This window comes from Paractinoplanes ovalisporus, from assembly GCF_016834655.1.
Taxonomy (GTDB): Bacteria; Actinomycetota; Actinomycetes; order Mycobacteriales; family Micromonosporaceae; genus Actinoplanes; species Actinoplanes ovalisporus.
The window spans coordinates 832,609-859,188 of the sequence record NZ_JAENHP010000003.1 but is presented as its reverse complement, the minus strand read 5'-3'; the positions used below and the strand labels follow the sequence as shown (position 1 = coordinate 859,188).

Sequence of the window (26,580 nt, the reverse complement as noted above, 5' to 3'; positions counted from 1 at the left end):
CGCATCCACACCGGCGCCGCGGACCTGCCACCAGCCGACTTCGAAACCCTGCACCAACCCAACAAACCCCGCCCTACCAGGACGGAAACCCAACCCATCTAGCCGCTACCAAACCCGGGGCGGTTCAGGGTCTCGGATCCGAGGCGAGCATGGCTTTGACCGGCCCATGATGGTCTTCCGGAGATCCGTGAGGTTGGAATGGGCTTGGTGCTCGGTCGGGACCGGCGAGGGATCGGCGTGCGTGGCGGCCCGGCTTGAGTAGGCTCCGGCACATGATCCAAGCGAGCCGCCTGGTCGAGGGGGACCTGGTTGCGCTGATCTCGCCGTCGGGGGCCAGCGAACCCGGTCGTATCGCGGCCACCGTCGCGGCCCTCGAAGGCTGGGGTCTGCGCGTACGGCTGGGGGAGCACGCCGGTGGCCGCCACCTGTTCTTCGCCGGCACCGATGACGAACGCCTGGCCGACCTCAACGGCGCGCTGCGCGACCCCGAAGTGCGGGGCGTGTTCTGCGTGCGGGGCGGCTACGGTCTGCAACGCATTGTCGACCGGGTCGACTTCGCCGCCGTCCGGGCCGATCCGAAAGTGGTGATGGGCTTCTCGGACATCACGGCCCTGCATGTGGCGCTGTGGACGGAGACGGGACTGGCCAGCGTGCACGGGCCGACGGCTGGGCAGTTCGAACGCGGCCCGGCCTCACTGACCGTGCGGGCTGCCCGGCGCGCGGTCACGGTGAGCGATCCGGTCACGGTCACCGCGCTGGAGTCGGAGCCGACCTACCCCGTACGGAGGGAAGGGGTTGCCGAGGGAACGCTGCTCGGCGGCAACCTGGCCATCCTCGCGAGCACGATCGGCACCCGGCACGCCCTGTCTCCGGCCGGCGCGATCCTGCTGCTCGAAGACGTGGACGAGCAGCCCTACCGCATCGACCGCATGCTCGTGCACCTGCGACGGGCCGGCTGGTTCGACGGGCTGCGCGGCGTCGCGTTGGGCCAGTTCACGAACTGCCTCGACACGAACCCGCGCTATCCTCCCGTCCTCGACGTGCTGCGCGAGCACATGTCCGCGCTCGAGGTGCCCGTGCTGGGCGGCCTGCCGCTGGGCCACGGCGAACAGCAGATCGCGGTGGGTCTCGGCTGCCCCGCCCGCCTCGACGCCACAGCCGGAACCCTCACCGTCGAGCCCGCGGTCGCCTGACGGTCAAGAGCCGAGCCCGGCAGTCATGAAACGAGCCCGGCAGTCATGAAACGAGCCCGGCAGCCAAGAGGCGAGCCGGTGGTCAAGAGGCGTGCCGGACGGTCGTGAGGCGAGCCGGCGGTTACTACTTCTCGGCCCAGACGCCCAGCTCGTTGCCGCTCGGGTCGGTGAAGTGGAAGCGGCGGCCGCCGGGAAACTCGTAAGGCCCCTCGACCACCCGGCCGCCCGCCGCCCGCACGGACGCGACCGAGGCGTCGAGATCGGACGAGAACAGCAGCACGAGCGGCCCGCCCACACCCACCGGCTCGCCGGCGCGCAACCCGCCCGACTCCCCGGAAGCATCGCCCTGACGCCGGATGCCCGCATATTCCGGGCCGTAGTCGTTGAACTGCCAGCCGAACGCCGACGCGTAGAAGCGCTTTGCCTCGGCCAGGTCGCCGACCGTGATCTCGATGTAGTCGATGCCGTGGTGGTGATGCGTCTGCTCAGTCATGCCCCGCATTCTGCGCCGGGGGTACGACAGGAACGCCGCACAAGAAGGCCGACCAGCGTAGATGCGACAAGGAACAGGCGGTCTAGCCGCGGGGGAGGGGAACCACCAGGGGTGTGCCGGTGGCGGGGTCGGGCACGACCAAAGCCGCCAACCCGAACACCTCCTCCAGCAACTCGACCGTGAACACCGAGGCCGGCGGGCCCTGGGCCACGATGCGCCCGTCCCGCATGGCGACCACGTGATCGGCGTAGCGGGCGGCCAGATTGAGGTCGTGCAGCACCATCACGATCGTACGGTCGCGTTCGCGGTGCAGGCGGGCCACCAGGTCCAGCACGTCGATCTGGTGGCTCAGGTCGAGGTAGGTCGTCGGTTCGTCCAGCAGCAGCACCTCGGTCCCCTGGGCGACCGCCATCGAGATCCACGCCCGTTGGCGCTGGCCCCCGGAGAGCGTGTCGACCGGCCGGTCGGCCAGCTCGCGCATGTCCGTCCATTCCAGGGCCTCGGTCACGATCTTCTGATCGGCCGGGGACCACTGACGGAACCAGTTCTGGTGCGGATGACGCCCCCGCATCACCAGGTCGGCCACCGTCAGGCCGTCCGGCGCGACCGGGCTCTGCGGCAGCATGCCGATGATGCGGGCCACCTCGCGGGTCGGCATCCGGTCGATGCGGTGGCCGTCCAGCAGCACTTCGCCGGCCCGCGGCTTGAGCAGGCGGCCCAGCGCCCGCAGCAGGGTCGATTTTCCGCAGCCGTTCGGCCCGACCACGGCCGTGACCGCGCCGTCGGCGATGTCGAGGTCGAGCCCGTCCACCACCACGGCGTCGCCGTAGGCGAGCTGCAGGCCGCGGGCCCGCAGGCGGGGCTCGGGCCGCGGCGCCGGGGCGACGGGGGCGTCGGCCAGGGAGGGGTCGGTCATGCGGAGACCCTTCGGTTGGTGCGGATCAGGAGCCAGAGCAGGTAGGGGGCGCCGACCATGGCGGTCACCAGGCCGACGGGGAGTTCGCGTTCGGGCAGGGCCAGGCGGGCGGCCAGGTCGGCCACGGCCACCAGCAGGGCGCCCAGCACGGCCGACACGATCAGCGGCGGCCGGGACCCGCCGCACAGGCGCAGGGCGATCTGCGGCACGACGAACGCGACAAATTCGATGGGACCGGCGGCGGCCACGGCCGCGGCGGCGAGGGCCACGGCCGTGAGCACCACCGCGAGGCGTGCGGCCTGGAGGCGTACGCCCAGGGACCGGGCCACGTCGTCGTCGAACTGCATGGCCTGCAACGTGAACGCGGTCGCCACCGCCAGCGGGATCAGCACGGCCAGGCCGATCGAGAGCGGCCGCACCTGGTCCCATTCGGCGCCCGCGACCGACCCGTTGAGCCAGATGGTCGCCCGGGTGGCGTCGACGATCTCGGCCCGGACCAGGAACCACGACACACCCGCGGTCACCACCTCGCCGACCCCGATGCCCACCAGCACGAGGCGGAAGCCGTCGATGCCGCGCCGCCACGCCAGAACGTAGACGAGCGTGGCCGTCACGAGGGCCCCGGCTAGCGCGGCCAGCGGCACCATCCCGATCGCGGCGCCGCCGCCGGCCACGATGACGGCGACCGCGCCCAGGGACGCGCCGTGGGTCACGCCCAGAACGTCGGGGCTGGCCAGCGGGTTGCGGGCGAAGGTCTGGGTCAGCGCCCCGGAAATGGCCAGCGCCGCCCCGACCAGCAACGCGGTCAGGATCCGGGGCAGCCGCAGGTCCAGGACGATCAGCTTCTGGGCCGGGGTGCCACCGCCGAGCAGGGTGTCGACCACGTCGCCGGGCGCGATCGTGAAGCTGCCGTGGCCGATGCTGTAGACGGCCACGACCGCGGTCAGCGCCAGCCCGGCCAGGCCGACCAGCACCGCGCGGGGCGAAACAGTGCCGGCGTACCGGCCGATGTGGACGGCGCGGCGGCCGGGCGGTGAGAGAAGCTGCGTCACAGTTTCACGGCTCCCCGGCGGCTGCGGACCAGATGGACGAAGAACGGGGCGCCGACCGCGGCCAGCACGATGCCGGTCTGCAGTTCGCCGGGGCTGACCACGATGCGTCCGAGCACGTCGGCGACGAGCAGCAGGGTGGCGCCGGCGAGGGCCGAGCAGGGGACCAGCCACCGGTGGTCGGGGCCGACGAACGAGCGTGCCACGTGCGGGACGATCAGGCCGAGGAAGCCGATCGGGCCGGCGGCCGCGGTCGCCGCGCCGGCCAGCAGCACGATGGCCGCGACCCCGGTCGCCCGGGCCAGGAACACGCGTTGACCCAGGGCGCGGGCGATGTCCTCGCCGAGGCCGAGCGCGTTCAGGGCCGGCGCGTTGGCGAGGGCCAGCAGCAGCCCGGCTGCGATGAACGGCGCCACCTGGGCGGCCACCGTGGCGTCGCGGCCCGAGAGCGAGCCGACCACCCAGAAGCGGAAGACGTTGAGGCTGGCGTCGTCGGCCAGCAGGATCGACTGGGTGAACGAGGCCAGCAGCGCGCTGATCGCCATACCGGCCAGCGCGAGGGTGACGGGGGTCGGTCCGCCCCGCCGGCCGGAGGCGATGCCGAAGACCGCCACGCTGGCCAGCAGCGCGCCCGCGAAGGCGAACCAGATGTAGCCGCCGAGCCCGCCCGCGCCGAGCTGGAAGCCGATGACGACGGCGAACGAGGCGCCGGCCGAGATGCCGAGCAGTCCCGGGTCGGCGAGCGGATTGCGCGTGTGCCCCTGCATGAGAGCGCCCGCGGCGCCCAGGGAGAGACCGACCAGGACCCCGAGCACCGTACGGGGGAGACGAAGCTCACGCACGATGGCGGTGGCCGGGGATGCCGGGTCGGGATCGGTCACCGCCTGCCACACCTCGGCCGGGCGCAGCCACTGGGCGCCGATCGCCAGCGACAGCGCGACCGCCAGCACCACGGCCACGGCGAGTCCGAGCAGGACCAGCGGCCGCCGGTACGTCCGCACCGGCCGCACTGTCGTCGTCATGAACCACCTTTGAAAATTTTCTGAGAACCCGCCGATGACCCGCGTGAGTACAAAATGGCACGTCGCGAGTACTCGTGTCATCGGTCGATGGAAGGTTAGCCTTACCAAAACTCGGACCCTGCCTTGCCCCGGCTCACGACCGTCGCTTAGCTTAGCCTCACCTAACTTCGAACGTGAGGTCCGACATGTCCTTTTCGATCCGAGCCTCCGCGGCCGGAGCGGCCCTCGTGGTGGGTCTGGCCCTGCTCAGTGGGTGCGGTGGTGACGACGGTGAGGCGGCTTCGCCCAGCGGCTCCGGCGCCCCGGCCGAGGCGGCCTTCCCGGTTACCCTGACCCACAAGCTCGGCACGGCCGAGGTCAAGGCGGCTCCGCAGCGCGTCGTGGCGCTCTCCGACGCCGACCTCGACGCCCTGCTGGTGCTTGGTGTCCAGCCCGTCGGTATCGCCGAGTCCGCGGGTGAGGGCGGGGTCACAGCCTGGGCCAAACCGCTGCTCACCGGCAGCCCGACCGTGCTGACCGCGGGCGACAGCGGGTTCGATGTGGAGAAGATCGCCGCCCTGGCGCCCGACCTGATCCTGGCCGGCGGCGACTACTACATCGACGACGAGTACGCCAAGCTCAGCAAGCTCGCTCCGACGACCGCGTACGAGACGACGGGCGCCTTCGAGGACCCGTGGCAGACCACGCTCAAGCAGGTCGGCCAGGCGGTCGGGCAGAGTGCCAAGGCCGAGCAGGTCATCACCGAGGTCGAGGGCAAGGTCGCGAAGGCCAAGACCGACAACCCCGATCTGGCCGGCAAGGAGTTCACGCTCAGCCAGATGTGGGAGGCCGGCTCGATCGGCGTGCTGCGCTCCGACAAGGACGCCGGCGTGAAGATGCTCAACGACTTCGGCATGAAGCTCGCCCCCGGCGTGGCCGCCCTCAAGGGCGACGACTTCGCCGTGCAGCTGAGCCTGGAGAAGGTGGGCGTGCTCGACGCCGACACCACGCTCATCTACTACGCGGACAAGTCGCTGCAGCCGGCCCTGGAGGGCAACACGCTCTTCAAGAACCTGGCCTCGGTCAAGCGCGGCTCTTACAAGGCCCTGGCTGACGCGCAGTTCTCCGCGCTGCGCACCCCGACACCGCTGTCGGTGCAGTACATCATCACGGACGTACTCCCGACGATCTCCGAAGCCGCCAAGGCCGGAAGCTGAGCGTGTCCACCCGTGAGGTGACGGCAGGTCTCGCCGCGGCGGTCGTCGCGGCGGGGCCCCCGCCACTGCCCGTGTTGGCGCCACCGTGGAGCATCCGGCCACTCGCCGCCGACGGCGACGATCCGTTATTGGTCAGCCGGTGGATGAATGAACCCCACGTCGACCTTTTCTGGGAACAGGCGTGGCCACCGGAACAGTGGTCGGCGGCGATCTCCGGGCAATTGGCCGGCGACTATTCACGACCGTGTCTCATCTCGTACGAGAAACGGCCTTTCGCGTACGTGGAGATCTATCGCACGCCGCGGGACGTCGTCGGGCTGCAGTACGACGCCGACCCGTACGACCTGGGGATCCACCTGGCGATCGGGGACCGTGAGCGCACCGGGCGCGGTCTCGGGCGTGCGATGGTGCGCGCGGTCGCCGAGGGGCTGAGGGCCGCGGATCCGTTGTGCCGCCGCCTTCTCGCCGACCCCGACGAGCGGCACATGATGGCGCGCCGCATGTTTCTGGGCGCCGGATTTCAATTGATGAGCATCAGCGATCTCGGTCACAAGCGGGCTGCGCTGCACGTTTACGAAATATCGCCGGTCACGGGATAAAGCGCCTTTACTCGTACGAAATCATAAGGTAAGCCTTACCTAACAAGCCGAGCGTAAGGAAGCCCAGAAGATGACCGCACCTTTGAGCCTCGACCGCCTCCGCGGCGACGTCGCCGAGGTTCTCGCCGAGGAGCCCGGCAGCTTCGCCGACGATGACAACCTCATCGACCGCGGCCTCGACTCGATCCGCCTCATGAGCCTCGCAACCCGGTGGCGTGAGGCCGGCTACGAGGCCGGTTATCTCGAACTCGCCCAGGAACCCACCGTCAAGGCGTGGTGGAACCTGCTCGGATCGGAGGAGAGCAAGTGAGCCCGGTAGTGGAGAACGCCGACGTGGTCGTCGTCGGCGGCGGCCCGGGCGGCTCGACCGTCTCGACCCTGCTGGCCAAGCGCGGCCACCGCGTGGTGCTGCTGGAGAAGGAGACCTTCCCGCGCTACCAGATCGGCGAGTCGCTGCTGCCGTCCACCGTGCACGGCATCGGCCGGCTGCTCGGCGTCACCGAGGAGCTCGAGAACGCGAAGTTCATGGTCAAGCGGGGCGGCAGCTTCCGCTGGGGCACCAACCCGGTGCCGTGGAACTTCCTGTTCGCGGTCGCCCCCGAGCTGAGCGGCCCCACCTCGTACGCGTATCAGGTCGAACGCATGAAGTTCGACGAGATCCTGCTGCGCAACGCGGCCAGGAACGGTGTCGACGTGCGTGAGAACAGCGCGGTCACCACCGTCCTGGACGACGACGAGCGCGTACGCGGGGTCCGCTACACCGATCCCGAAGGTGTCGAGCGCGAGATCCAGGCGACCTTCGTCGTCGACGCCTCGGGCAACCGCAGCCGCGTCCACCAGCACGTGCGGGGCGAGCGCATCTACTCCGACTTCTTCAAGAACATCGCGCTCTTCGGCTACTTCGAGGGCGGCAAGCGCCTGCCCGCCCCCGACAGCGGCAACATCCTGTGCGCCGCCTTCGACGAGGGCTGGATGTGGTACATCCCGCTGTCGGAGACCCTCACCAGCGTCGGCGCGGTCATCTCGCGCGAGCACGCGGCCAAGCTGCAGGGCGACCAGGAGGAGGCGCTGCTCGGGTTCGTCGCCCGCTGCGCCATCGTCAAGGACTTCCTCTCCGACGCCACCCGCGTGCGCGAGGGCACCTACGGCGAACTGCGCACCCGCAAGGACTACTCGTACACGAACTCGAGTTTCCACCGGCCCGGCATGGTTCTGGTCGGCGACGCGGCCTGCTTCATCGACCCCGTCTTCTCGACCGGGGTGCACCTTTCCACGTACGCCGGTCTGCTCGCGGCCCGGTCCATCAACAGCGTGCTCGCCGGTGACATCGCCGAGGACCGCGCGTTCGAGGAGTTCGAGGGGCGCTACCGCCGCGAGTACCGCGTCTTCTACGAGTTCCTGTCGGCGTTCTACGACATGCAGAGCAACGAGGACTCGTACTTCTGGAAGGCCCGCAAGGTGACCAACCTGAACGCCACCGACATGGAGGCGTTCGTGACGCTCGTGGGCGGTGTGCACTCGGGGGAGCAGGCACTGACCCAGAGCTTCCAGGAGTCGTCGGGCGCGCTGGCCGACGCCGTCGAGCGCACCGGCAGCATGCAGACCGAGTCCGGCGAGCGCATGCACCACCTGTTCGGCACGCCGGTGGTCCGCGAGGTCATGACCGAGATGAACAACATCCAGGTCCGCGGGGTGCAGGGGGCCGAGGCGGTCGAGGCGCCGCTGCTCGAGAACGGGCTCGTGCCCGCCGCGGACGGTCTCTCCTGGACGGAGCCGAAGAAATGACGACCAACCCGTTCGAGGACGAGGACGGCCGCTACCTCGTGCTGGTCAACGACGAGGGCCAGCACTCGCTCTGGCCGGCCTTCGCCGACGTGCCGGCCGGCTGGACGACCGTGTTCGGCGAGGACAGCCGGGCCGCCTGCCTCGAATACGTCGAGACGAACTGGACCGATCTGCGGCCGAAGAGCCTGATCGACCAGATGAACGGCTGACCCGGCCCCTTCGGAACACCTGGACCGCCGCGCCGAGACCCGGCGCGGCGCGATCCACCCTGCGCGCCCCCAGGAGCAGCACGTGCCCGACCGTCTCGACCTCACCGCGGCCCAGTCCGGTGTCTGGTTCGCCCAGCACCTCGACCCGGGACCGGCCTACACCACCGCCGCCTGCGTGGACCTCGACGGCGAGGTCGACCCGGCCCGGTTCGAGCGGGCACTGCGTCAGGTCATCGGCGAGGCGGCGCCCCTGCGGGCCCGGTTCTTCGAGTCCGACGGCGAACCCCGCCAGGAGATCCGGGCCGAGCTGCCATGGGAACTGCGGGTCCTGGACCTCGACGACGAGGCCGCCGAACGGTGGATGCGCGACGACCTGGCCACCCCGATCGACCTGAGCACCGGGCCGGTGTTCGCCGAGGCGCTGATCCGGCGCGGACCCGGCCGCTGGACCTGGTACCAGCGCTGCCACCACATCGTGATGGACGCCTACACGTCGGCGCTGCTGGCCCAGCGGGTGGCCGCCGTCTATGGCGGAACCGCCAAGCCGAGCCCGTTCGGCGAACTGGCCGACGTGGTGGCCGAGGACGCGGCCTACCGCGCCTCGGCGAAGTACGCCGACGACCGCGCGTTCTGGCGCGACCGGCTGGCCGGGGCCGAGGTGGCCGACCTGGCCGCCGGTCCGACGAGGCCCAGCCCCACATTCCGGCGTCACCGCGTGACCCTGCCCGCCTCCACCGGGCGCGGACTCGCGGAGACGGGCCAGGCGGCGAACGCCACCCGGGTCGAGGTGGTGCTCGCCGCTACGGCCCTGTATCTGAGCCGGCTCACCGGCGCCGGCGAGGTCGTGCTGGGCCTGCCCATGATGGGACGCCTCGGATCGGTGGCCGCGCGGGTGCCGGTCACCGCGGTCAACGTGCTGCCGCTGCGCATCGCCGTCACGCCCGCCGACACCCTCGGCGACCTGATCGGGCGGGTGGCGGCCGAGGTCAAGGCGATCCGGCCGCACCAGCGTTACCGGGGCGAGGACATCCGGCGCGACCTCGGGCTGGTCGGCGGCGACCGGCGCCTGGTCGGGGCCTGGGTCAACATCAAGCCGTTCGGCGTCACGCTCGACTTCGGGGGAGTGCCGGGCACGCCGCGCTACATCGCCGCCGGTCCCGTGGACGACCTCTCCGTCACGCTCGACGACCGCGGCGGGAACGTTCTCGAGCTCGTCCTCGACGGAAACCCTTCCCGGTACGGCGATGACACGCTCGCCGCCCACGCCGACCGCCTCGCGGCGCTCCTCGACACGGTCGCCGTCACCGAGGTGGCCACGCCCACCGGGCGCCTCGCCCTGGCCGCTGCCCCGCCCGAGGACGACACCACACGCGAACTGCCGCCGCAGGAGTTCACCGACCTGTGGCTCGCGCAGGCACGGCGTACGCCGCAAGCCCTTGCCCTGTCCGTGCCCGGCGGGCCGAGCCTGACCTACGCCGAGCTCGCCGCGAGGGTCGAGGCCTTCGCGGGCGTGCTCGCCGCCCGGGGCGCGCGACCCGGCCGGATCGTCGCCGTCCGCCTGCCCCGCGACGCCGACCTGCTGGTGGCCCTGCTCGCCGTGCAGCGCACCGGCGCCACCTACCTGCCGCTCGACCCCGGCTTCCCGGCCGAACGTCTGCAGTGGATGATCGACGACAGCGCCCCCGCCCTGGTCGTCACCGAGGTCGAGGCGGCCGACGCCCCGGCCGCGCCGCTGCCCGGGCCCGCGCCCCACGCGCCCGCCTACGTTCTCTACACCTCCGGATCGACCGGCCGGCCCAAGGGCGTCGTCGTCACCCGCGAGAACCTCGTCAACTTCCTGCTCGCCATGCGCGAACAGGTGCCGCTCACCGCCGAGGACCGGCTGCTCGCCGTCACCACGGTCAGCTTCGACATCTCCGGGCTCGAGCTGTTTCTGCCGCTGCTGACCGGCGCCGCGGTCGTGCTCGCGGCCAAGGAAGCCGTGCAGGAGCCGGACGTGCTGACCGCGCTCGTCCGCGACACCGGGGCGACCGTCATGCAGGCCACGCCGACTCTCTGGCAGGCCCTGCCCGAGATTCCGGACGGGCTGCGGGTGCTGGTCGGCGGCGAGCCCCTGACCTTGGAGCTGGCCGCTGTCCTGCGCCGCGCCGCCGCTTCGGTGACGAACCTCTACGGCCCGACCGAGACCACCATCTGGTCGACCGCCGCACCCGTCGGCACCGACCAGGTCACGGTCGGCCGGCCGATCTGGAACACCCGGGCCTACGTGCTCGACGCCGCGCTGCGCCCGGTGCCGGACGGCTTTGCGGGCGAGCTCTATCTGGCCGGTCTCGGCGTGGCTCAGGGCTATCTGAACCGGCCCGGCCTCACCGCCTCCCGGTTCGTGGCCGACCCGTTCCACCCCGGCGAGCGCATGTACCGCACCGGCGATCTGGCCCGCCGCCTGCCCTCCGGCGAGTTCGACGTGCTCGGCCGGGTCGACCACCAGGTCAAGCTGCGCGGTTTCCGGATCGAGCTGGGCGAGATCGAGGCCGTCCTCTCCGCCTTCGTACGCCGGGCGGTCGTCATCATCCGCGAGGACCGCCCCGGCGACCGGCGGCTGGTCGCCTACGTCGTCGGCGGCCCGGCCGACGGGCTGCGCGAACGGGTCGCCGAGGTGCTGCCCGACTACATGGTCCCGGCCGCGATCGTCGAACTGGACGAGCTTCCGGCCACCCCCAACGGCAAGCTCGACCGCAAAGCACTGCCCGAGCCCGCTTTCACAGCCGCCGCGGCCGGATTCGCCCGCACCCCGGCCGAGGAACTGCTCGCGGACGTCTTCGCCGAGGTGCTGGGCGTGCCGGTGGTCGGCCGGCGCGACGACTTCTTCGCGCTCGGCGGCCATTCGCTGCTGGCGGCCCGGGTCGCGGCCCGCGTCCGCACGATGCTCGGCGTCGACCTCGCCCTCCGCGACGTGTTCGACGCCCCCACCGTTCAGGCCCTGGCGGCCCGGGTCTCCGCCGGGGAGGCCGTCTCCCGGCCGCCGCTGGTTCCCTCGTCGCGTGTGGAGCTGTCGAACGCCCAGCGGCGGCTGTGGTTCCTGTCGCGGCTCAACGGGCCCGACGCCACCTACAACCTGCCGCTGTCGCTCACCTTTGACGGGCCGCTCGACGTGGCCGCGCTGCGGTCGGCGCTCAACGACGTGGTCGAACGCCACGAGCCGCTGCGCACCATCTTCGCCACCCGGGACGGCTCGCCCATGCCCGTCATCCTCGACGCGGCCGTCAATTTCGAGCCGACCGACCCGCTGACCCGGCCGTTCGACCTCGCCACCGACCCGCCGCTGCGCGCCTTCCTCGAACCGGACGGCCCCGACCGGCACACGCTGCTGCTCGTCGTGCACCACATCGCCGGTGACGAGTGGTCGCTCACGCCGATGCTGGACGACCTCGCCATCGCGTACGCCGCCCGGATCCGGGGCACCGCACCGGATTTCGCGCCGCTGCCGGTCCGCTACCGCGACTACGCCGCCTGGCACAACGCCCTCGACGTGGCCAAGGACCTCGACTTCTGGCGTACGGAACTGGCGGCCGCGCCCGCTTTCCTGCGCCTGCCCACCGATGCGCCCCGGCCCGCCGTGGCCGCCCCGGACGGCGGCACAGTCACCTTCCCGCTCGACGCCGAACTGGCGGCCGCATTGCGGACGGTGGCCCGCGACCACGGTGTCACGCTCTTCATGGCCGTGCAGGCCGCGGTCGCCGCCCTCCTGAGCCGTCTCGGCGCGGGTGACGACATCCCGCTCGGAACGCCGGTCGCGGGTCGCGGCGAGGACGTCCTGGAGCGGCTGGTCGGGTTCTTCGTCAACACGGTCGTGCTGCGTACGGACGTCTCGGGCGACCCCACTTTCGCCGAGCTGCTGGCCCGGGTCCGCGCGACCGACCTGGCCGCGCTCGCCCACCAGGACGTGCCGTTCGAGCGGCTGGTCGAGGAGCTCAACCCCGAACGCTCGCTGGCCCATCACCCGCTCTTCAACGTGATGGTCTCGTACCAGGCGGAACTGCCGGCGGTCGCGGGTTTCCCCGGCCTGTCGGTCACGCCGAGGCTGGTGCCGACCGGGACGGCCAAGTTCGACCTGACCTTCGACGTGGCCGAGCGCGACGGCGGTCTGGTGGGCAGCCTGGAATACCGGGCCGACCTGTTCTCGCCGGCCGGGGCGCAGGCGCTCGCGGCCCGGTTCGTGCGGCTGCTCGCCGCGGTCACGGCGGCGCCGGACCAGCGCCTCGGCGACGTCGATCTGCTCAGCCCGGACGAGGCTTCCGCTTCGGCCGGCGTACGGCGTGAGGTCGCCCCGCGCACCCTGGCCGAGCTGTTCGCGTCGCAGGTCGCCGCCCACCCCGGGGCCATCGCCCTGGAGGACGGCGACCAGGTTCTGACGTACGAGGAACTGGACGCCCGCGCGAACCACTTGTCCCACCGCCTGATCGCCGGCGGCGCCGGCCCCGAACGTGTGGTGGCGGTGCGGCTTCCGCGCTCGGCCGACCTGATCGTCGCCCTCCTGGCCGTCGCGAAGTCGGGCGCCGCCTACCTTCCGCTCGACGTGTACCACCCGGAAGTCCGCCTGAGCCATCAGCTGGACGACGCGGCGCCGGTCGTGGTGGTGACCGACATCGCCGATGGCAGCGACTGCTCGGCCCCCGATGTGAAGGGTGACCACCGGCACCCGGCCTATGTCATCTACACCTCGGGTTCCACCGGCCGGCCCAAGGGCGTGGTCGTACCCCACACCGGGCTCGCCGCCCTGGTCGAGAGCGTCCGCGAGGTCTTCGGGGTCGGGTCCGGTTCCCGGGTGGCCCAGTTCGTGTCACCGGCCGTGGACGTGGCGTTCAGCGAGCTGGCCGCCTCGATCCTGTCCGGCGGGACGCTCGTCATCGTGCCCGAGGAGGCCCGCCTCGGGCCGGCGCTCGGCGAGTTCGTGACCGCGAAGCGGCTCACCCACGTCGACCTGCCGCCCGCGCTGCTGGCCGCCCTGCCCGAGACCGCGATCCCGGCCGGCGTCACCATCACCGTCGGCGGCGAGGCGACCTCGGCCGACGAGGTCGCCCGCTGGCGGCACGGCCGGCGGCTCGTCAACGCCTATGGCCCGACCGAGGCCACGGTCACCGCGACCACCTGGATCGCCGCCGACGGCCCGGTCCTGATCGGACGCCCCGACCTCAACCGCACCGCCCACGTGCTCGACGCCCGCCTGCGGCCCGTCCCGCCCGGGGTCCCCGGCGAGCTCTACCTCGGCGGCGACGGCCTGGCCCGCGGCTATCTGGGCCGTCCGGCGCTGACCGCTGAGCGGTTCGTCGCCGACCCGTACGGCCCGCCCGGCGCCCGCCTCTACCGCACCGGCGACCTCGTTCGCCGCACCACGGACGGCGACCTCGAATTCCTGGGCCGCGCCGACGACCAGCTCCAGATCCGCGGCTTCCGCGTCGAACCGGCCGAGATCGAGGCCCGGCTGACCGCCCACCCCTCGGTCGCCCAGGCCGCTGTCGTCGGCCGCGAGGCCCGGCTCGTGGCCTACGTGGTGACCCGAGACGAGACCACGGTGGAGGAGCTTCGCGCTCACGCGGCCGCGGCGCTGCCGTCTGCCCTCGTGCCGTCCGCCTTCGTGCTGCTCGACACGCTGCCGTTGTCGAGCAGCGGCAAGGTGGACCGGACGGCCCTGCCCGAACCGCCCGCCGCGGAAGCCGCCGGGGAACGGGCCGCCACCCCGGACGAGGAACTGCTCGCCGAGATCGTGGCCGGGCTGCTCGGCGTCGACCAGGACACCGTGGGGCGGCACGACGGGTTCTTCGCGCTCGGCGGCGACAGCATCCTCTCCATCCAGCTGGTCTCCCGGGCCCGCGCGGCCGGACTGCACATCACGCCCCGCCAGGTGTTCGAACACCAGACCGTGGCCGGACTGGCGCTCGTCGCCACACCGGCCGTGCTGTCCGCGAGCGCCGGCGGGCAGGCGGCCGGCGTCGTGCCCGAAACACCGATCGTCGCCTGGCTGCGGGAACTCGACGCGCCGGTGGACCGCTATTCGCAGGCCCTCCTCCTCCGTACGCCGGGACGGGTCGACGCCGCCGAGGTGCGCCGGGTGGTCGGAGTCGCGCTCGCACCCCACGACCTGCTCCGGGCCCGGCTCGTGCCGGACGGCGGCCGGTGGACCCTCGACGTGCCCGCCGGACCGGCCGGCGACATCCCCGTCCGGGTGGTCGACGCCCGCGGCTGGGACCTCGCCACACTCGTGGCCGAGGAACGCGAATCCGCCGCCGACCGCCTCGACCCGGCCGCCGGGCGCATGGTCGAGGCCGTCTGGTTCGACCGCGGCGACGAGACCGGCCGGCTCCTGCTCGTCATCCACCACCTCGTCGTCGACGGCGTCTCCTGGCGGATCCTGGCCGAGGACATCGCCACCGCCGCCCACGGCGGGCAGCCGCCGCGCGAGGGCACCCCGTTCCGGGTCTGGGCCGAAGGACTGCACCACGCGGCCGTCGATCCCGCGCCCTGGGAAGGGCTGCCGACCACTTCTTCCGGTACCGGCGAGCTCCCCACGGCCGACAACCTCCGGCACGTCACGGTCACGGTCGACGCCTCCATCACGGCGCCGCTGCTCACCACGGTTCCCGAGACGTTCCGGGCCGGAGTGCAGGAGGTGCTCGTCGCCGGGCTCGCGCTCGCCCTGGCCCGCCGCTCCGGGACCGGTACCGAACCGCTGATCGGCCTGGAGGGGCACGGCCGTGAGGAGCAGATGGTGCCCGGGGCCGACCTGGTGCGCACCGTCGGCTGGTTCACGAGCGAATATCCCGTACGGCTCCCGGCCGCGACCGGAGGCCCGGCGGCCGTGCTGCGTGGCGTGAAGCAGCGGCTGCGCGCCGTTCCGGACGGCGGTGTCGGCTACGGCGTGCTGCGCTATCTGCGCGACGCCCGGCCCGGCACCGAACCCGAGGTGCTGTTCAACTATCTCGGCCGGTTCGCCGGCGGCGACTCCGCGCCGTGGGGGATCGCGCCCGAACTGCCCGCGGCGCACGCCGTCGCCTCGCCCGGTATGCCGCTGCGTCACCGCCTCGCCGTCGACGTGTCCGCGGTGGACACGACGGACGGGCCGGTGCTGCGGGCCACGTTCGGCTACCCGCACGGCGTGGTCGACGAGGACGACGTACGCCGCCTGGCCGACGACTGGCTGGCCGCGCTCGTCGCCCTGCGGGCCGCCGCGTACGAGCCCGGGGCCGGGGCGCTCACCCCGGCCGACGTACCCCTGGCCGGTCTGTCCGAGGCCGAACTCGCGGAACTGGGCCCCGATCTGGCCGACGTGCTGCCACTGTCGCCGCTGCAGGAGGGCCTGTTCTATCTGGCCGGGCTGGACGAGGACGCCGACGTCTACACCGTCCAGCAGGTCTTCACGCTGACCGGACCGGTCGACGCCGCCCGCCTCGAAGCCGCCGCGACCGCGCTGCTCGACCGCTACCCGAATCTGCGCGGCGGCTTCACCCGCACCTCGACCGGCCGGGCCGTGCAAGCGATTCCCGCCCGGTGCGAGGTGCCGGTCGTCGCGGTCGACGTCACCGATCTGGACGCCCAGATCGACGCCGAGCGCCGCCACCGTTTCGATCTGGCCGCCCCGCCGTTGCTGCGTTTTGTGCTGGCTCGCCTCGGCGAGAACGACTACCGGCTCATCCTCACCCAGCACCACCTGCTGATGGACGGCTGGTCCGGCCCCCTCGCGATGCGGGACCTGTTCGCCTTCTACGCCGGCGATCCCGGGCCCGCGCCGCGCCCCTACCGCGACTACCTGGCCTGGCTCGCGTCGCAATCGCCCTCGGCCGCCGACGAAGTCTGGCGGGAAGCTCTCGCCGGCCTGGAGGAGCCCACGCTCGTCGCGCCCGGAGCGCCGCCCACGGCCGTGCTGCCCGAGGTCGCCGAGATCGTGCTCAGCGAGGATCGGAGCGACCGGCTCACCCGGGCCGCCCGGCAGCGCGGCGTCACCCTGAACACCGTCGTGCAGGGCGCCTGGGCCCTGCTGCTGGCCGAACAGACCGGCCGCGACGACCTGGTCTTCGGCGCGACGGTCAGCGGCCGCCCGGCCGCCGTGGCCGGCGTCGAGGACATGGTCGGCCTGTTCATCAACACCGTGCCCGTGCGCGTACGCCTCGACCCCGCCGAAACCTTCGCCGGCCTGTTGCGCCGTGTGCAGTCGGAGCAGGCCGCCCTGCTCGACCACCAGCACGTGGGGCTGGCCGGCATCCAGCGCCGGGCCGGGCTCGGCGACCTGTTCGACACGCTGACCGTGTTCGAGAGCTACCCGACCGGAACCGCCGTCCCCGCCGCGGGTTCCCTGCAGATCAGCGGCGGCATCCCGGTCGACGCCACGCACTATCCGCTCAGCCTGGTCGTGGTGCCGCACGCCGCCCTGCGTCTGCGCCTGGAACACCGGCCCGACCTGTACTCCGCCGAGGCCGCTCTGGCGTTGCTCGGCCGTTTCCGGGACCTCCTCGACGTGTTCGTGGCGGCGCCGGACGTGAAGCTGGCGGCGCTGCCGGTGGCCGGAGCTTCTGCCGCTTTCACCGCCGGGCCGGCCCTTGAGGGGACGCTGCTGGACGAGTTCGACGCGACCGTCGCGCGGATGCCGTCGGCGGTGGCGCTGCGGTTCGGGGACGTCTCCCTCACGTACGGGGAATTGGCCGCTCGTGTCGACCACCTGGCGAGCGAGCTTGTGTCGCGGGGCGCGGGGCCGGAGAAGGTCGTGGCGGTGCTGTTGCCGCGGACGGCGGACGCGGTCGTGGCGTGGTTGGCGGCGTTGCGGTCGGGTGGCATCTATCTGCCGATCGATGTGTCGTATCCGCAGGAGCGCATCGACTACTTGCTGGCAGATTCGGCGCCTTCTGTAATCGTCGATGTGTCCCTGTGGACAACTGCCTTCGCCGACTTTGAGGGGCGTAACCTGCCAACCCGGCCCCTGGGTGGTCGGGGGTGGCGGTGGGCAGTTCAGGAAAACGGCGCCTACCTGATCTACACCTCGGGGTCTACGGGCCAGCCCAAGGGCGTCGTCGTAGACCACGCCAGCCTGGCCAACCTTTACGCCCACCACCGCGAAGCCCTGATCGAGCCCACCGCGGCCGGACGACGCCGCAAAGCGGCCCTCTCCGCCGCCCTGGTCTTCGACACCGCCTGGGAGGGCCTGCTCTGGCTGATCGCCGGCCACGAGCTCCACCTCCTCGACGACGAGACCCGGCGCGACGCCGACCTGTTCACCGCCTACGTCCGCGACCACGGCATCGACTTCCTCGACGTCACCCCGTCCCTGGCGGCCCCGCTGGTGGCCGCCGGGTTGCTGGAAGGAGGCGGCGGCCCCGCGTTGGTCGCGCTGGGCGGCGAGGCGGCCGACCCGGCGATCTGGACCGCGATCCGCGACGCCGCCAACACCCGGGGCGTCAACCTCTACGGCCCCACCGAATGCACCGTCGACACCCTGATGGCGTGGGTCGACGACAGCGAGACCCCGCTCGTGGGCCGCCCGATCGGCAACACCCGCGCGTACGTGCTCGACGGCTGGCTGCGCCCGGTGCTCCCGGGTGTGCCGGGGGAGCTGTACCTGGCCGGGGCCCAGCTCGGCCGCGGCTATAAGGACCGGGCCGCCCTGACCGCCACCCGGTTCGTGGCCGACCCCTGGCACAACGGCGAACGCATGTACCGCACCGGCGACGTCGTGCGGTGGACGGCCGACAGGCGCCTCGAGTTCGTGGGCCGCGCCGACGACCAGGTGAAGATCCGGGGCTTCCGCGTGGAACCGGGCGAGGTCGCGGCCAAGCTCGCCGAGCACCCGGACGTGAGCCAGGCGGTTGTCATCGCCCACGAGGGACGCCTGGTCGCGTACGTGGTGGGCCGGACCGACGGCCTGCGCGAGTGGGCCGCCGAGCGGCTGCCCGACCACCTCGTCCCGGCCGCGATCGTCGAACTCGACGCCATCCCGACCACCGTGGCCGGCAAGACCGACCGCCGGGCCCTGCCCGCACCCGACTTCAGCGAGCTCACCGGCGGCGACGCGCCCCGCACCCCGGCCGAGGAAATCCTGGCCGCCCTCTTCGCCGAGGTGCTCGGCCTGGCCACGGTCGGCCGGGGCGACGACTTCTTCGCGCTGGGCGGCCACTCGCTGACCGTCACCGCGCTCGCAGCCCGGGTGCGTGCGGTTTTCGGCGTACGGCTTCCGGTCCGCACGGTCTTCGACGCGCCCACGGTGGCCGCCCTCGCGCCGCACCTCGAGCAGACCGAGACCGCGACCGTGGAACTGGCCGTGCGGGACCGGCCCGACCCGCTGCCGGTGTCGCCCGCCCAGCACCGGCTGTGGCTGCACCACCAGCTCAACGGGGCCGGCCCCACCTACAACGTGGCGTTCGCGCTGCGGCTCACCGGCCGCCTAGACGTGCCCGCCCTGCGCGCCGCCCTCGACGACGTGCTCGACCGCCACGAGGGCCTGCGCACGGTGTTCCCGACCGTCGACGGCCGCCCGGCCCAGCGGGTGCTCGACAACGTGCGCCCGGAGTGGCACGAGACCGCATGTACCGAGGCGGAGCTGCCCGTACGGCTCACCGAAGCCGCCCGGCATGCCTTCGAGCTCTCGACCGACCTGCTGATCCGGCCGCACCTGATGCGGACCGGTCCCGACACGGCGGTGCTGTTGCTCCTGCTGCACCACATCGTCACCGACGAGTGGTCGGAGGGCCGGCTCGTGGCCGACCTCGGCACCGCCTACGCCGCCCGCAGCCACGGCCGGGCCCCGGGCTGGGAACCGCTGCCGGTCCAGTACGCGGATTACGCGCTGTGGCAGCGGGAACTGCTCGCCACCACCCAGGACAGCCAGCTGGCGTACTGGAAACAGGCTCTCGAAGGCGCCCCGGCCGAGCTGGCCCTGCCCACCGACCGGCCCCGCCCAGCGGTGGCTGGTCACGCCGGCGGGATCGTGCCGTTCGAGGTCGGCGCGGCCACCCACCGCAGCCTGCGCGCGCTGGCCCGCCGCACCGGAACCACGCCGTTCATGGTGCTGCAGGCCGCCCTCGCCGCCCTGCTGAGCCGGCTCGGCGCGGGCGACGACATCCCGCTCGGCAGCCCGGTCGCCGGCCGCCCCGACCAGCGTCTCGACCAGCTCGCCGGCTTCTTCGTCAACACGCTCGTGCTGCGCGCCGACGTCAGCGGCGACCCCACGTTCGCCGACCTGCTGGCCCGCGTGCGCGCCACCGACCTGGCCGCGTTCAGCCACGCCGACGTGCCGTTCGACCGGGTCGTCGAGGCCGTCAACCCGGAACGCTCGCTCGGCCGCAACCCGCTGTTCCAGGTGATGGTCGCGTTCCAGCACGTGCCCGCCGAGCACCCGGGCCTGCCCGGCCTGACCACCGAGCCGCTGCCGATCGACACCGGCGTCGCCCAGTTCGACCTCGGCGTGGTCGTCACCGAGCAGGACGGCGTGGACGGACTGCGCGGCGTCATCGAGTACAGCGCCGACCTGTTCGACCGGGACACCGCGGCCACGCTCGCCGAGCGACTGGCCCGGATCCTGGCCGACGCCGTCGCGACCCCGCAGCGCCGGGTGTCCGACCTCGACCTGTTCTCGGCCGGCGAACGCGCCGCCCTGGCGAGCGGCTGGCAGGGCGTTCGGGCGCCGCGCGAACCCCGCACCCTGCCCGGGCTGTTCGCCGACCAGGTGGCCCGTACGCCGGACGCGACCGCGATCGAGGACGGCGACCGCACCCTCACCTACGCCGAACTCGACCGGCTCACCAACCGGCTCGCCCGCACCCTGATCGCGCGCGGCGCCGGGCCCGACCGGATCGTCATGGTGGTGCTGCCCCGCTCGGCCGACCTGTTCGTGGCCGAACTGGCCGTCAGCAAGGCGGGCGCGGCCTACCTGCCGGTCGACCCCGCCTACCCGGCCGAGCGCATCGCCGCCCTGACCGAGGACGCGACGCCGGTCCTCGTCATCGGCGCCGGGGGAACCGGCCCGGACGAGCTGGCCGAAGACGACAGCGCGCTCGCCGTGAACGTGAGCCCGGCCAACGCCGCGTACGTCATCTACACCTCCGGCTCGACCGGCAGGCCCAAGGGTGTCGTCGTCCCGCACGCGGGCCTGGGCGACCTGGCCGACACGTTCGCCGAGACCTGGCGGGTCCGCCCCGGCGACCGCATCTCGCAGTTCGCCTCGCCCAGCTTCGACGTCACGGTGGCCGAGATGGCGGTCAGCCTGCTGCGCGGCGCCACCCTCGTCATCGCGCCCGAGGACCAGCGGCTGGGCGACGGCTTCGCCCAGTTCCTGCGCGACCGGCGGATCACCCACTTCGCGTTGCCGCCGGCGGCGCTGTCGGCCGTGCCGGAAGTGCCCGAGGGCGTGACGGTCGTGGTCGGCGCCGACCGGCTGCCGGCCGAGCTGGTCGCGCGCTGGGCCGCCACCCATCGGATGCTCAACGCCTACGGGCCCACCGAGGCGACGGTCAACTCGACCTACTGGGAGTGTTCGGCCGGGGGACCGGTGCTCATCGGTCGGCCCGACCGCAACAAGCGCGCGTACGTCCTCGACGCCCGCCTGCGCCCGGTGCCGCCCGGCGTTCCCGGCGAGCTCTACCTGGCCGGGGCGGGCCTGGCCCGCGGCTATCTGGGCCGTCCGGCGCTGACCGCCGAGCGGTTCGTGGCCGACCCGTACGGTCCGGCCGGCACCACCATGTACCGCACCGGCGACCTCGTGCGCCGCGTCCGGGACGGGCAGATCGAGTTCCTGGGCCGCGCCGACGACCAGGTGAAGATCCGCGGCTTCCGCATCGAACCGGGTGAGGTCGCGGCCGTGCTGGCCGAGCACCCGGGCGTCCGCCACGCGGCCGTCATCGCCCGCGAAGGACGCCTGATCGGTTACGTGGAGGGCGACGTCGACGGCACGGCCGTACGGGCCCACGCCGCCACCAAATTGCCCGACTACCTCGTTCCCGCCGCGGTGGTGGTGCTGGAAGCGTTGCCGCGCACCGCGAGTGGCAAAGTGGACCGGGCCGCGCTGCCCGAGCCGGTCGTCGAGCGTACGGCGGAACGCCCCGCCACCGCCGTGCAGGAACTCCTGGCCACGCTCGTCGCGGAAACGCTCGGCCTGGACGAGGTCGGCGTGGACGAGGGCTTCTTCGCGCTCGGCGGCGACAGCATCGTGGCCCTGCAACTGGTCTCCCGGGCCCGCGCGGCCGGTCTCGACCTGTCGGCCCGCCAGGTCTTCGAACACCAGACGGTCGCCGCCCTAGCCGCCGTCGCCGGGACGGCCTCGCTCGAGAAGGAGCCGGAGGAAGCCGCGATCGGCCCCGTCCCGGTGACCCCGATCGTGGCGTGGCTCCGGGCGCTCGACACCCCGATCGACACGTTCAACCAGTCCCTGCTGCTGCGCGTGCCCGCCGGCCTCGACCGTACGGTCCTCACCGCCGCGCTGACGGCCGTGCTCGACCACCACGATGCCCTGCGCGCCCGCTGGATACCCGACGTGCTGGTCGTCCCGCCCAAGGGCACGGTCGTTCCCGCTGTGCGCGAGTCCGACGGCGACCTCCGCGAGGAGCATCTTGCGGCCGTACGGCGTCTCGACCCGTCCCGGGGCGTGATGCTGCAAGCGGTCTGGTTCCCGGCCCGGCGCGAACTGCTGCTGGTCGGTCACCACCTGGTGGTCGACGGCGTCTCGTGGCGCATCATCGCCGGCGACCTGGCCGCGGCCACCCGGGGCGGCACCCTGGCGCCGGTGGGGACGTCGCTGCGCGGCTGGGCGACCCGGCTCACCGCCGTGGACCGTGCGGCCGAAATCCCGTACTGGGAAAGGGTTGTCGCTTCTCCGGCGGCGCCGATCGGTCACCGGCCGGTCGAGCGGGGCCGCGACACCGTGGCCGGGCTGCGGCGGCACACCCTGCACCTGGACGCGACGCGGACCCAGCCGTTGCTCACCACGGTTCCCGAGGCGTTCCACGCGGGCGTCCAGGACGTGCTGCTCACCGGGCTCGCCCTCGCGCTGCGGGACTGGCGGCCGGCGACCCGTGAGCACGGCGTCCTGCTGCGCCTGGAGGGCCACGGCCGCGAGGAACACCTCGTGCCGGGGGCGGACCTGACCCGTACCGTCGGCTGGTTCACCACCGAATATCCCGTACGGCTGGAAGTGGGCTCGGATGACGCCGGCGCGGCGCTCAAGGCGGTCAAGGAACAGCTGCGCGCCGTCCCCGGCAACGGCATCGGCTACGGGCTCGTCCGCGACCGGCTCACCACCACGCCCGCACCCGAGATCCTGTTCAACTACCTGGGCCGGATGGCTGCCGGAACCGGGGACTGGGTGGCCGCCCCCGGCAACGACACGCTCGGCGACGGACTCGACCCGGGATTCCCGGCCGGGCAGGCGCTGGAGGTCAACGCCGCCACCGCCGACCGGCCGGGCGGCCCGGAACTCGACATCGAGCTGTCCTACGTGGACGGCATCCTCACCGCGGCCGAGGTCGCCGACCTGGCCGGCCGTTGGCGCGACGCCCTCGACCGGCTGCGCGAGGCCGCGGCCGCCGGCGGCGGCCACACCCCGTCCGACCTCCTGGTCGAGCTCAGCCAGGACGAGATCGACGAATTCACCGACGAGTGGAGGCTTCTGTGACCAGCCCGGGCGGACTGCAGGACATCCTGCCCCTGTCACCGCTTCAGGAGGGCCTCTACTTCCTGTCCACGTACGGCGGTGACACGGACGTCTACGTGGTCCAGCAGGTCCTCACCCTCGACGGCGACCTCGACGTGGCCCGGCTGAAGGGGGCCGCGCAGGCCGTGCTGGACCGGCATGCCAACCTGCGGGCCGCCTTCCGGCCGCGCAAGGCCGGGCAGCCCGTGCAGCTGGTCCCGGCCGCGCTGCCGGTCGCGTTCGACATGGTCGAGCTGCCCGAGGCCGACGCCGCGGAGTTCGCCGCCAACGAGTGCCGGCGGCCCTTCGACCTCGCCCGGCCGCCGCTGCTGCGATGGGTCCTGCTGCGCCACGCCCCGGACCGGCACAGCCTGATCCTCACCGCGCACCATATCCTGCTCGACGGCTGGTCGGCCCCGCTGATCGTCCGCGACCTGCTCACCCTCTACGCCGGCGGGGAGCCGCCGCACGCCCGGCCCTACAAGGACTACCTGGCCTGGGTGACCCGCCAGGACCGCGACTCCGCGCTGCGGGCGTGGCGGGACGCGCTGAGCGGCATCTCGGAGGGGACTCTCCTCGGCACGGCGTCCTCATCTCCCGTGCTGATCGATCGGCCGGTCGCCGCCGCCGGGGTCGCCGCCTCGGCCCGGGAACTCGGTCTCACGGTGAACACGGTCGTGCAGGGCGCGCTGGCGCTCGTGCTGGCCGAGATGACCGGCCGCGACGACATCGTGTTCGGCGCCACGGTCAGCGGTCGCCCGGCCGCGCTGCCCGGCGTCGAGGAGATGATCGGCCTCTTCATCAACACGGTTCCCGTACGCGTACGACCCCGCCCCACCGACACCTGGGCCGAGTTCCTGGGCCGGCTCCAGGCCCAGCAGGCCGATCTGCTCGACCACCAGCACATCGGCCTGGCCGCGATCCAGCGCGAGGCCGGCGTCGGACCGCTCTTCGACACGCTGCTGGTGTTCGAGAGCTACCCGCTCGACAGCGACGGCCTGCGCACCCTGGAGGAGGCCGCGGGTCTGCGCCTGGCCGAGGTCACCGGCAGCGACGCCACCCACTACCCGCTCACCGTCACCGTGGTTCCGGGCGAGACCCTGGTGCTGGGCGCGGAGTTCCGGCCCGACGTGGTCTCCTCCGCCGATGCGACCTGGGTTCTGGACCGCATCGCTTCGCTGCTGGCCGCGTTCGCCGCTGGTCCGCACACGCGGCTGGCCGCGCTGCCCACGGGGCCGATGCCTTCCGTCGCGTCGACGGTTCTGCCCGTGCCGCCGGGGCTGTTGCTGGACGAGTTCGACGCGACCGTCGCGCGGATGCCGTCGGCGGTGGCGCTGCGGTTCGGGGACTCCTTCCTCACGTACGCGGGGCTGGCCGCTCGTGTCGACCACCTGGCTGGAGTGCTGGTCTCGCGGGGCGCGGGGCCGGAGAAGGTCGTGGCCGTGGTGCTGCCCCGCACGGCGGACGCGGTCGTGGCCTGGCTGGCCGTGCTGCGGTCGGGTGGCATCTATCTGCCGATCGACGTGTCGTATCCGCAGGAGCGCATCGAGTATCTGCTGGCAGATTCGGCGCCTTCTGTAATCGTCGATGTGTCCCTGTGGACAACTGCCTTCGGCGACTTCGAGGGGCGTAGTCTGCCAACCCGGCCCCTGGGTGGTCGGGGGTGGCGGTGGGCAGATAGAGAAAACGGCGCCTACCTGATCTACACCTCGGGGTCGACGGGCAAGCCCAAGGGCGTCGTCGTCGACCACGCCAGCCTGGCCAACCTCTTCCACCACCACCGCGAACGCCTCTTCGTCCCCACAGCGGGCGGAAGACGCGTCAAAGCAGCCCTCTCCGCCTCCCTCTCCTTCGACACCGCCTGGGAGGGCCTGCTCTGGCTGGTAGCCGGCCACGAGCTGCACCTGCTCGACGACGAGACCCGGCGCGACGCCGACCTGTTCGTCGCCTACGTGCGTAGGCACGGCATCGACGCGCTCGACGTGACCCCGTCCCTGGGCCAGGAACTCGTCCACGCCGGCCTTCTGAAAAGCGACGGCCACACCCCGGCCCTGCTCATGCTGGGCGGCGAAGCGGCCGGACCGGCGCTGTGGACGGCGATCCGCGACGCCCGGCACACCGAGGGCGTCAACCTCTACGGACCCACCGAGTGCACGGTCGACACCCTCATGGCGTGGACGGCCGACAGCGAGACCCCGATCGTGGGACGGCCGATCGGCAACACCACGGCGTACGTGCTCGACGCCTGGCTGCGGCCCGCCACGACCGGCGAGCTCTACCTGGCCGGCGCGCAGCTGGGTCGCGGCTATCTCGACCGGGCCGGCCTCACCGCGAGCCGGTTCGTGGCCGACCCGTTCCGGCGCGGGGAGCGCATGTACCGCACCGGCGACGTCGTCCGGTGGACGGTCGACGGGCAGCTCGAGTTCGTGGGCCGGGCCGACGACCAGGTGAAGATCCGGGGCTTCCGGGTCGAGCCGGGCGAGGTGGCGGCGGCCCTCACCGGGCATCCGGACGTCCAGCAGGCGGTGGTCGTGCCGCGGGACGGGCGTCTGGTCGCGTACGTGGTGGGCCGGGCCGACGGGCTGCGCGAGTGGGCGGCCGAGCGGCTGCCCGACCACCTCGTCCCGGCCGCGATCGTGGCCCTGGAACGGATCCCGGTCACGGTCGCGGGCAAGGTGGACAAGCGGGCGCTGCCGGCGCCGGATTTCAGCGGGCTCACCGGCACCGACGCGCCCCGCACCCCGGCCGAGCTGACCTTGGCCACGCTCTTCGCCGAAGTGCTGGGGCTGGCGGCAGTGGGAGTCGAGGACAGCTTCTTCACGCTCGGCGGCGACAGCATCGTGTCGCTGCAACTGGTCGCCCGCGCCCGGGCCGCCGGTCTGCGCATCACGCCGCGACAGATCTTCGAACTGCGGACGGTTGCCGCGCTCGCCGCCGTGGCCGCGCCCGCCGAGGCTCCCCGCCCGGTGGTGGCCGGCGACGGTGTCGGCGAGGTGCCGCTGACCCCGATGCTGGCCTGGCTGCGCGACGCGGGCCCGGCCGGCCGGTACAGCCAGTCGATGACCCTGCGCGCCCCGGCCGGCCTGACCGCCGAGCGGCTGCACGAGCTGGTGCAGGCGTTGCTCGACCGCCACGACCTGCTGCGCGCCTCCTGGACGCCGGAGAAGGGCCTCGTGGTGCCGCCGCCGGGAACGGTCAAGGCGGCCGACCTCGTAGGTAAGGCGATTGTGTGGGAGGGCGACGAGGTTCGGATCGTCCTGCACCACAGCGTCGTCGACGGCGTCTCGTGGCGGATCCTGCTCGACGACCTCGCCACCGCCTGGGCCGGGAAGCCGTTGCCGCCGGTCGGCACCTCCTTCCGTGCCTGGGCGCAGGCGCTGCCGGTGGGCAACGAGGACGAACTGCCGTACTGGCTCGGTGTTCTCGACGGGGACGAGCCGCCGCTGGGCGCCC

The 26,580-nt window shown here is 72.7% G+C and carries 12 protein-coding genes (1 of these 12 only partly in view); 8 read left to right on the top strand and 4 right to left on the bottom strand.

Features of this window, described 5'->3' with window-relative positions:
- Positions 1-272: 272 nt before the first annotated feature.
- Positions 273-1,193, top strand: a complete 921-nt coding sequence (locus JIG36_RS14095) for a S66 peptidase family protein (protein ID WP_203376638.1) — start codon at positions 273-275, stop codon at positions 1,191-1,193.
- 124 nt (positions 1,194-1,317) lie between these two features.
- On the opposite strand, the gene JIG36_RS14090 is transcribed toward JIG36_RS14095, so the two are convergent.
- The 4 genes from JIG36_RS14090 to JIG36_RS14075 all read right to left on the bottom strand — a co-directional run bounded on the left by JIG36_RS14090 (position 1,318) and on the right by JIG36_RS14075 (position 4,673).
- Positions 1,318-1,686, bottom strand: a complete 369-nt coding sequence (locus JIG36_RS14090; RefSeq protein ID WP_203376637.1) for a VOC family protein — start codon at positions 1,684-1,686, stop codon at positions 1,318-1,320.
- An 82-nt stretch (positions 1,687-1,768) separates the two neighbouring features.
- Positions 1,769-2,602: an ABC transporter ATP-binding protein gene (locus JIG36_RS14085; RefSeq protein ID WP_203376636.1), complete on the bottom strand. Its 834-nt coding sequence runs from the start codon at positions 2,600-2,602 to the stop codon at positions 1,769-1,771.
- Positions 2,599-3,654 carry a FecCD family ABC transporter permease gene (locus JIG36_RS14080; RefSeq protein WP_203376635.1) on the bottom strand — a complete coding sequence of 352 codons (1,056 nt, stop codon included), beginning with the start codon at positions 3,652-3,654 and terminating at the stop codon, positions 2,599-2,601. Before JIG36_RS14080 ends, JIG36_RS14085 begins: the two co-directional genes overlap by 4 nt.
- On the bottom strand, positions 3,651-4,673 hold the full coding sequence (locus tag JIG36_RS14075) for a FecCD family ABC transporter permease (RefSeq protein ID WP_203376634.1): 1,023 nt from the start codon (positions 4,671-4,673) through the stop codon (positions 3,651-3,653). The genes JIG36_RS14080 and JIG36_RS14075 overlap by 4 nt, the downstream gene beginning before the upstream one ends.
- A 185-nt stretch (positions 4,674-4,858) precedes the next feature.
- Between JIG36_RS14075 and JIG36_RS14070 the strand changes: the two genes are divergently transcribed.
- The 7 genes from JIG36_RS14070 to JIG36_RS14040 all read left to right on the top strand — a co-directional run.
- On the top strand, positions 4,859-5,869 hold the full coding sequence (locus tag JIG36_RS14070; protein ID WP_203376633.1) for an iron-siderophore ABC transporter substrate-binding protein: 1,011 nt from the start codon (positions 4,859-4,861) through the stop codon (positions 5,867-5,869).
- A gap of 2 nt (positions 5,870-5,871) precedes the next feature.
- On the top strand, positions 5,872-6,468 hold the full coding sequence (locus JIG36_RS14065) for a GNAT family N-acetyltransferase (RefSeq protein WP_307872706.1): 597 nt from the start codon (positions 5,872-5,874) through the stop codon (positions 6,466-6,468).
- 70 nt (positions 6,469-6,538) lie between these two features.
- Positions 6,539-6,778: a phosphopantetheine-binding protein gene (locus JIG36_RS14060; RefSeq protein ID WP_203376632.1), complete on the top strand. Its 240-nt coding sequence runs from the start codon at positions 6,539-6,541 to the stop codon at positions 6,776-6,778.
- Entirely contained in the window at positions 6,775-8,253 is a 1,479-nt protein-coding gene (locus JIG36_RS14055; RefSeq protein ID WP_307872705.1) for a tryptophan 7-halogenase, read from the top strand. The genes JIG36_RS14060 and JIG36_RS14055 overlap by 4 nt, the downstream gene beginning before the upstream one ends.
- Positions 8,250-8,462 (top strand): MbtH family protein, encoded by a 213-nt coding sequence (locus tag JIG36_RS14050; RefSeq protein ID WP_203376631.1) that lies wholly within the window; start codon positions 8,250-8,252, stop codon positions 8,460-8,462. Before JIG36_RS14055 ends, JIG36_RS14050 begins: the two co-directional genes overlap by 4 nt.
- Before the next feature lie 82 nt (positions 8,463-8,544).
- Positions 8,545-23,109 carry a non-ribosomal peptide synthetase gene (locus tag JIG36_RS14045; protein ID WP_203376630.1) on the top strand — a complete coding sequence of 4,855 codons (14,565 nt, stop codon included), beginning with the start codon at positions 8,545-8,547 and terminating at the stop codon, positions 23,107-23,109.
- A protein-coding gene (locus JIG36_RS14040; RefSeq protein WP_203376628.1) for a non-ribosomal peptide synthetase crosses the window boundary here: on the top strand, positions 23,106-26,580 show its start. Its footprint extends 7,859 nt past the window's final position; 3,475 of the gene's 11,334 nt are visible here — the first part of the coding sequence; its start codon is at positions 23,106-23,108; the stop codon falls past the right edge of the window. The genes JIG36_RS14045 and JIG36_RS14040 overlap by 4 nt, the downstream gene beginning before the upstream one ends.